General features: G+C 34.0%; 9 protein-coding genes and 1 pseudogene. 9 read left to right on the forward strand and 1 reads right to left on the reverse strand.

Features of this window, described 5'->3' with window-relative positions; translation table 11 throughout:
* From ACR2F7_RS08615 to ACR2F7_RS08645, 7 genes are all read left to right on the forward strand, one after another.
* Window positions 1-190: hypothetical protein (locus ACR2F7_RS08615; RefSeq protein ID WP_432713172.1), on the forward strand; the 190-nt coding region annotated here is incomplete at its 5' end.
* 17 nt (window positions 191-207) lie between these two features.
* Window positions 208-1,509, forward strand: a complete 1,302-nt coding sequence (locus tag ACR2F7_RS08620) for a DUF4833 domain-containing protein (RefSeq protein WP_432713173.1) — start codon at window positions 208-210, stop codon at window positions 1,507-1,509.
* Window positions 1,510-1,513: 4 nt separating this feature from the next.
* Window positions 1,514-2,143 carry a sterol desaturase family protein gene (locus tag ACR2F7_RS08625; RefSeq protein WP_432713174.1) on the forward strand — a complete coding sequence of 210 codons (630 nt, stop codon included), beginning with the start codon at window positions 1,514-1,516 and terminating at the stop codon, window positions 2,141-2,143.
* Window positions 2,136-3,074 carry a phosphatase PAP2 family protein gene (locus ACR2F7_RS08630; protein ID WP_432713175.1) on the forward strand — a complete coding sequence of 313 codons (939 nt, stop codon included), beginning with the start codon at window positions 2,136-2,138 and terminating at the stop codon, window positions 3,072-3,074. Before ACR2F7_RS08625 ends, ACR2F7_RS08630 begins: the two co-directional genes overlap by 8 nt.
* A gap of 36 nt (window positions 3,075-3,110) precedes the next feature.
* Window positions 3,111-4,472 (forward strand): exodeoxyribonuclease VII large subunit, encoded by a 1,362-nt coding sequence (xseA, locus tag ACR2F7_RS08635; RefSeq protein WP_432713176.1) that lies wholly within the window; start codon window positions 3,111-3,113, stop codon window positions 4,470-4,472.
* Window positions 4,462-4,671, forward strand: a complete 210-nt coding sequence (xseB, locus tag ACR2F7_RS08640; RefSeq protein WP_432713177.1) for an exodeoxyribonuclease VII small subunit — start codon at window positions 4,462-4,464, stop codon at window positions 4,669-4,671. Before xseA ends, xseB begins: the two co-directional genes overlap by 11 nt.
* A gap of 133 nt (window positions 4,672-4,804) precedes the next feature.
* Window positions 4,805-5,266, forward strand: a complete 462-nt coding sequence (locus tag ACR2F7_RS08645; RefSeq protein ID WP_432713178.1) for a tetratricopeptide repeat protein — start codon at window positions 4,805-4,807, stop codon at window positions 5,264-5,266.
* 16 nt (window positions 5,267-5,282) lie between these two features.
* Here ACR2F7_RS08645 and ACR2F7_RS08650 read toward each other — a convergent pair whose 3' ends face one another.
* Window positions 5,283-5,708 carry a DUF983 domain-containing protein gene (locus tag ACR2F7_RS08650; RefSeq protein ID WP_432713179.1) on the reverse strand — a complete coding sequence of 142 codons (426 nt, stop codon included), beginning with the start codon at window positions 5,706-5,708 and terminating at the stop codon, window positions 5,283-5,285.
* 458 nt (window positions 5,709-6,166) lie between these two features.
* On the opposite strand from ACR2F7_RS08650, the gene ACR2F7_RS08655 reads away from it, so the two are divergent.
* Both ACR2F7_RS08655 and ACR2F7_RS08660 read left to right on the forward strand, forming a co-directional pair.
* Window positions 6,167-6,925 (forward strand): polysaccharide biosynthesis/export family protein, encoded by a 759-nt coding sequence (locus ACR2F7_RS08655; protein WP_432713180.1) that lies wholly within the window; start codon window positions 6,167-6,169, stop codon window positions 6,923-6,925.
* 41 nt (window positions 6,926-6,966) lie between these two features.
* Window positions 6,967-7,536, forward strand: a pseudogene (locus ACR2F7_RS08660) (GumC family protein); the annotation flags it as partial.

The raw sequence follows: 7,536 nt of genomic DNA on the forward strand, positions 1-7,536 counted from the left end.
ATTCCCTCAATCACTTGATGGTGTTTCAACAACCTATACTTTGGATAAAGAACCCTACATGGAAGGAAGCGTTGGAATTGGTAATATTTTTAAACTATTAAGGGTTGACCTTGTTAAAAGATTCAACTATCTGGACCATCCTGTAGTATCTGAATGGGGAATTCGTGCAAGAGTGAAATTTGATTTTTAAATACAATAAATAATATAATGGCTGCAATAACTTTAAGAGATCGTCTGCAACAGGGGATTTACGTGATCATAAACCCTTTTGTGAAAAGTCTCATCCGTATTGGTCTTACACCAAATGCGGTTACAACTATTGGCTTGCTACTTAATATAGGAGTAGCAGTTATTTTTATATTTGGAGCAGAAAAAAGCAACCGAGGCGACCTGTCCTTTGTGGGATGGGGTGGCGCATTGGTGCTATTTGCAGGTTTGTTTGATATGTTGGATGGTCAGGTGGCTAGGATAGGGAACATGAGTTCTACCTTTGGCGCACTTTATGACTCTGTATTAGATAGATATAGTGAATTGATTATGTTTTTGGGTATCTGTTATTACCTTGTTTCACATCATTATTTTTTAAGTTCACTTTTTGCTTTTATTGCATTAATGGGCTCAATGATGGTGAGTTATACCAGGGCCAGGGCGGAGGGACTAGGTGTTGAATGTAAAGGTGGCTTAATGCAGCGACCTGAACGTGTTATTACTATAGGGGTAGTCGCTATTGCCTGTGGCATTACAGGTCATTATGTTGGTGGTGATTATAAAGTTTATGTTCCTGGTATTTCTTTTCATGTGTTTGAAACCATGTCTATTTTTACTATTCCCATTACTATTATGGCTTTCATGACTAACATTACAGCGATAAACCGCTTAAATGATGCAAAAAAAGCGTTGAACTTAAAAGATGAACAACAGAAAAATGCTTTTCAGGTAAAAAAAGTGGTCGTTATTTCTGCGTTTATTCTGGCTTCAATTGTTGGTTTTGGAGAGGTAACAACCTCCTCTGCACAAGTGGATACCAATAATCCATCTTCCGTTAAGTTTCCTACACCAAAGGGTATTAAAAATCAATTATTTTACCTTCAGCGTGATCCCAATACAAATACGATCATCTGTGAGCTGAACTTAGATAAAAATGGGGTCATAGTAAAGGATGAGCCTATTAAAGTATATTGGATGAGATATGGCGATAAGGGAGAAAAAAAAGAGCTGAATTATATACAGCGAAAATTTGCTTATGGCATTGAAGCTCAGGAATTGGGTAATGATAAATATAAACTAAGTTTTGTTTCTTATAAGAAGTTTCCGATGTATTTAATGAAATCAGAAACTGACCAAAAATACCATGTGTATGTGACGGCGAATAATAAAAAAATACAATTAGATAGAATTTTTGTAAGAATAGAGGGGGGTACATTTTGGGTTCCAAATGTTAAATATGTAGAGTTGACAGGAAAAAATCCTAAAAACAATGCCTCTTTAATTGAAAGGATTAAAATATAAGGTTATGAAAAAGAATTTTGTTTCGAACTCATCTGATTCCATCAGGATGTTCAAAAGTAGTTTTTTAGAAAGTTTATCAAAGGTCAACTACTATGTACCTTTGATTGTCTATACTCCTGTAATCCTGTATTTAGCTTGGCAAACGTTATTTATTATGGAGATGAGTGCCTTGAGTTTTGTAGGTTATATAATTTCAGGTCTTTTTGTGTGGTCATTTGTGGAGTATATTTTACACAAGCATATATTTCACTTTCATCCCAAATCAGAATGGCTGAAAAGAATACATTTTATATTTCATGGTGTACATCATGACTATCCAAATGATGCCAAACGATTAGTAATGCCACCAACGGCAAGTATTCCTTTAGCCCTTGGCTTTTATATTCTTTTTAAGTACCTTTTGCCTACTGGTTTACACGACGCCTTTTTTATAGGTTTTATTACAGGTTACCTGATTTACGATATGATACATTACGCGCTTCATCATGCGAATTTTAAAAGTGGGCTTTGGAAAAGGCTGAAACAACACCATATGTTACATCATTACGCTGATGCTACTAAGGGCTTTGGTGTAAGTTCTGATTTTTGGGATAAAATTCTTGGTTCTAACTTTTCAAAGAAGAATAATGCCTGAAGATCTACTCATTAAAATGTCATTGTTCAGCAGGAGAGCTGTTTTAACAACAACGTTTATATCGCTTTTTTACCTTGTATTTTCAAACTTTCTGGTTGGTTTCAAATCCGACCAGCTTGTTTTGATGGCTATCTTTAATGTTTGTTTCTATGCATCCTGGTACTCCAGGAAGTTTATCCTCGGCTTTTCCATATTTATTGTCTACTGGATATTGTTTGATTACATGAAGGCTTTTCCAAACTACCTTTACCATTCGGTAAGTGTGGAACAGCTTTATAACTTAGAAAAAAGTTTGTTTGGCATATTAGTAAATGGCAAATACTTAACTCCTAATGAATACTGGCTGGCCAATAGTAATACGATAACAGATGTATGCTCTGGCTTTTTCTATCTTTTATGGATTCCTGTTCCATTGGCATTTGCTGCATATTTGTTTTTTGTAAACCGCAGGCAGTTCCTTTACTTTTCTTTTACTTTTTTATTGGTTAACTGTTTAGGCTTTGTCGTTTATTATATCTACCCGGCAGCACCACCTTGGTATGTTCAACAGCATGGATTTGATTTTATAGCCCATACACCGGGTAATACCGGCGGGCTAAGTAGGTTTGATGTTTTTTTTCAGATGCCTGTTTTTGAAACTATATATAGCAAGGGATCTAATGTTTTTGCAGCTATGCCTTCCCTGCATTCTTCTTATCCGGTTATAGTTCTATACTACGGTTTGAAAAATAAATTAGGCCTTATCAATATATTCTTCGCAATAGTGATGTTAGGAATTTGGTTCACCGCGATCTATACAAGTCATCATTATATGCTTGATGTTCTAGCGGGTATATCAAGTGCTATTATAGGGATTTTAATTTTCAACGTGCTGAAAGGACGTAAAACCATTAAAGTTTTATTGGATAAATATGAGTCGGCTATTCTTTGAAATGACTAAATTTATAATAAAAATTTAATTACGGTATTGGTTCCTCCTACGATCATCAAATTATCTGCTCTTTCCAGGCAAATTAAACAAGCCTTGGATGGTGTATTTAGTAATGCCACTTTCTGGGTTATTGCTGATATCAACAGCCATACTTTTAAAGCAGAAACCAACCAACACTATTTTGAGCTTGTTGAAAAGGATAAATTTTCTTCAAGAATTATGGCTAAAATTGCTGCAAGAGCTTGGGGAACTGCAGCTAGTCATATTGCTAATTTTGAAAAATCAACGGGTCAAAAATTTACGAACGATATTAACGTTCTCATGCAGGTTGCTGTACATTACCATGAGGCTTATGGGTTACAGTTGCAGATGGTGGATATAGATACCAATTTTACACTTGGTAAATTCGAGCAACAGCGAATGGTTACCCTTGAGCGGTTGTTAAGGGAAAATCCTACATATATTCAAAAAATTGGTGATGTCTACATCACAAAGAATAGTAAGCTTAATCTTAGAAAAGTAATTCAAAATATTGCTGTTATTTCTTCGGTAACATCCGCAGGATTTCAAGATTTCGAACATACCTTAATTCATAATTCCTTCAATTATAAATTTAATATGGACCTCTATTTAACTAAGGTTCAAGGTGAGCAAAATGCACTGGCTTTAGTTAACAAATTAATTGAAGTATTTAATAGCAAAATTGATTACGATGCGGTGATCATCATCAGGGGCGGAGGGGCCCAATCTGATTTTTTGTTGTTTGATAATTATGAACTGACCCGGGCCGTAGCAAGGTTTCCTATCCCTATTATTACAGGTATTGGCCATCAAAAAAATGAAACCCTTGTGGATTTGATGGCAAACTCTGCCACAAAGACACCAACACGAGCTGCTGAATTAATTATAGCGCACAATAGAAAATTTGAAGAAAGCTTGCTGGTTATGCAAAAAAAGATCATTATTAGAACCCAGCAAATTTTGGTATGGCACACTAAGAGCCTAAATGACTTTAAAAGTCATTTTATGAAGGATGTACTGAGTTTACTACAAAGGCATCAGCGTAAGCTCCAATCCCTCTCGGGAATATTTATCAACCGGCCTAAAATGTTATTGAGTAATCAACATAAGGATATTGATGGCTTATTCGGTAAAATTAAAATATTTAATAAAATTCTTATCATGCATGAAAGGATGCAGCTTGAACATTTTCAATCAATAGTGAGAATGATGAGTCCTGAGAATATTTTGAAAAAAGGCTTTGCTATTTTAAAATTCAAAGGTGAAATTATTACGAATGCATTACCTGTAAAGCCGGGCGATCAATTAACGATACAGCTTGCGAACGAAGAAATTGAAACAATTGTTACATCAAAAGTCAGAAATAATGGAAACTAACTTTACTTACGAAGAAGCTTATAAGGAACTGGCTGAAATAGCTTATGAAATAGAGATGGAATCTATTTCTGTGGATATTTTGGCGCAAAAAGTAAAACGAGCATCAGATTTGATAACGTTTTGTCAGCAAAAACTGCATTCAACAGAAAATGAAGTGGGAAACATCATTAAACAGATTGAGAGGGAGGCTGGAGAATAATTTGTTTTTCTATATTTAATTTGTTTTGATATGTAGAATTTAATTATTAAATTCATCAATAGGTTGTAAATGAATTATTTAATAACAGGCCCGGTTTTAGGATCAAGCCGTAAATTAAACACTTGTTACTAAGATGAATAATATAGTTAAGGCCACAAAGGAAGTTGAACAAGAGGAATTATCTGAACAACAACAAAAGCTTATTAATGCATATGCTCAAAATGGCAATGATGAGATAGAAAATGAAAACTTTGAGCATGCTATAGGTTGGTTTACTAAAGCACTCAATGTAATTCCTGAACCAAAGGATAAATGGGAAGCCACTGGTTGGCTATGTGCTTCAATAGGTGACGCGTGTTATTACCTTAACAATTTTGAAGAAGGAATTCAATATTTACAAAGGGCCTATATTATTTATGGTATTGAATTTCCCAATCCTTTTGTACTGCTTCGTCTCGGCCAATGTTATTTTCATCTTAAGGAAGAAGTTAACGCCCAGGCATACCTTCTTCATGCCTATATGCTTGAAGGAAGTGATATGTTTGAAGATGAGCCCTTATATTATGATTTCTTAAAATCAAAGAATTGTTTATAAATTGATTCTCATTACGTTAAGGATTAGTTTTACTTCTTTCAGGCTCATAGTGAAGTCCTGGAGACAACCAATATAATAACACCATTCTAGAGTATCTATAGTTGAATGGTGAAAATAGAGCTACGGTGCCTAAGAGCACAGCGACAAAGTACCACAAATTTTCATAATCTAACTCCAAGCCAAAAATGTAGGCAGCAACACCCGCCGAAACTAGTTCTGCAACGTTAAAGGCATAGCTTACAAACATTGCCACATAAAAATATCCAGGTTCTCTTTCAAACTTTAGTTTACAGTGTGGACAAAATTCATTCATTTTTTGAACTGAAAAGCTATAAGTTGGCCCTTCAAAAACTTTTCCTACTCTACATCTAGGACACTTAGAATTAACGAAAGCATTCCACTTTGATAAGTGTACTGTTTGCGTATGATGTTTATCTTTCATTTTATTTAATTTTCACTGCTTTATATAGTATATTATAAGCTCATTGTGTCATTTCTTTACACACATCATATTCTCATTTACACGGAGTGGGACAATAGTTAACAAATATACTTATTAAAGAAATAAAACATGTAGTATAATCCGCGCTATAATTGGAGCTTTTTACTTATTATAAAGGGTTTTTGCAAAATTTTTTAAATTATAGATAGTGAAATTACTTTCCACAATCCGTAAAAATAGTCCCCATTTGCTGTTAATAGATTTATCTTAAACAATTCTAGATTAGCCGCATCAGCGAATTGGTTGTGTAATATTTACAATATATGTATAAAAATTACCACTACTTCACGATATAGTTCACAAATGCTCAAATAAATTCTTTTCCAGTGTATAAGTCCATAGATTTGGGTAATGATATTTAATAATATATTTATTCATCTTAATATGGAATTTAATTTATGAAAAAGAACTATTTGTTTTATGCGTTATGCATAATATTGTTAAGTGGTTGCGCAAAAAGGAATTTGGTCTATTTCAGTGACCTTTCGTCTAAGAATGAGATTTCAAATAAAATTTTGAATGATGGTGTTCCTAAAATCTTGCAAAATGACATTTTAAGCATTACGGTTAATAGTACTAGTCCTGAGTCTAATATGTTGTTTGCATCAACCTCCAATGCTATTGGCGCTAATGGAATGTATGAAAGGGAAGGATACCGTGTAAATGAAGCGGGTAAAATTAAATTCCCTGTGTTAGGGGAAATTAAAGTTGAGGGTTTAACCATTACCCAAGCCCAGAGTTTGATTGAAACTTCGCTTAAACGTTATGTTAATAATTCTGTAGTAAACGTAAAATTTCTAAACTTTAGGATTACTGTTATTGGGGAAGTAAGTCATCCTTCCTCCTTTATCGTACCAAATGAAAAAATTAATCTCCTGGAAGCATTAGGATTAGCAGGTGATATGACACCCTATGGCAAGAGAGAAAATGTATTGGTTATTCGTGAAAACGATGGTAAGCGGACAATGGCTCGTGTAAATTTAAACAATCAGAGTGTCTTGAATTCCCCATATTTTTATTTAAAACAGAACGATGTCATTTACATTGAACCTGATAAAACTAAATCTATAGAATTCAGCAATAGTTCACAAACGATGCCTTTAATAATTGCTGTTATCTCTGCTGTTGCTGTTTTAGCTACCGCAGTATTACAATAAAAACAGGACTATTAAAAATATAACATTTAAATAAATCTATTATGGCTATATACAACCAGTTGCCGGTTAATAACTCAGATATCCAGGGTCAATTAATGAAATATGTAAAGTATTGGTACTATTTTTTAATTGCATTGTTGCTAGGTGTAGGTGGTGCTTACCTCTACCTTAAAATTACCGTTCCACTCTATAGAATTACGAGTACTTTATTGATACAAGATGATTTAAAAGGAGATGGCCTTTTAAAAGGAACAGCCTTCAGTGATTTAAATATGTTTAAAAATTCACGATCAACTGATAATGAGATGGAGGTCTTAAGATCACGGGATTTGATTTATAAAGTGTTAGCAGGCATGTCTATGGAAGTGAGTTACTTCTATAAACAACCGTTAAGAAAACAAGAGCTTTATGGGAAGGATTTACCTGTAAGAATAATGCTCGATACATTAACGCGTTTGGCATATCAACAAAAACTTTCATTAAAAGTAATCAGTAATGAAGAATACATTTTGACGGAAAATGAGAAGGAGTTTACCTATAGGTTTGAGCAGACCATTACAAGACCGTCCTATAAAATTAAAGTACTCAAAGGGCCTGCATTCGCAGTTAAC

Origin of the sequence: Pedobacter sp. (genome assembly GCF_045628745.1) — a bacterium.
GTDB lineage: Bacteria > Bacteroidota > Bacteroidia > Sphingobacteriales > Sphingobacteriaceae > Pedobacter.

Coding starts and splice junctions, on each gene's coding strand:
- ACR2F7_RS08655 (WP_432713180.1), top strand. CDS start 6,167: ATGAAAAAGAACTATTTGTTTTATGCGTTATGCATAATATTGTTAAGT.
- xseB (WP_432713177.1), top strand. CDS start 4,462: ATGGAAACTAACTTTACTTACGAAGAAGCTTATAAGGAACTGGCTGAA.
- ACR2F7_RS08625 (WP_432713174.1), top strand. CDS start 1,514: ATGAAAAAGAATTTTGTTTCGAACTCATCTGATTCCATCAGGATGTTC.
- ACR2F7_RS08650 (WP_432713179.1), bottom strand. CDS start 5,708: ATGAAAGATAAACATCATACGCAAACAGTACACTTATCAAAGTGGAAT.
- ACR2F7_RS08630 (WP_432713175.1), top strand. CDS start 2,136: ATGCCTGAAGATCTACTCATTAAAATGTCATTGTTCAGCAGGAGAGCT.
- ACR2F7_RS08645 (WP_432713178.1), top strand. CDS start 4,805: ATGAATAATATAGTTAAGGCCACAAAGGAAGTTGAACAAGAGGAATTA.
- ACR2F7_RS08620 (WP_432713173.1), top strand. CDS start 208: ATGGCTGCAATAACTTTAAGAGATCGTCTGCAACAGGGGATTTACGTG.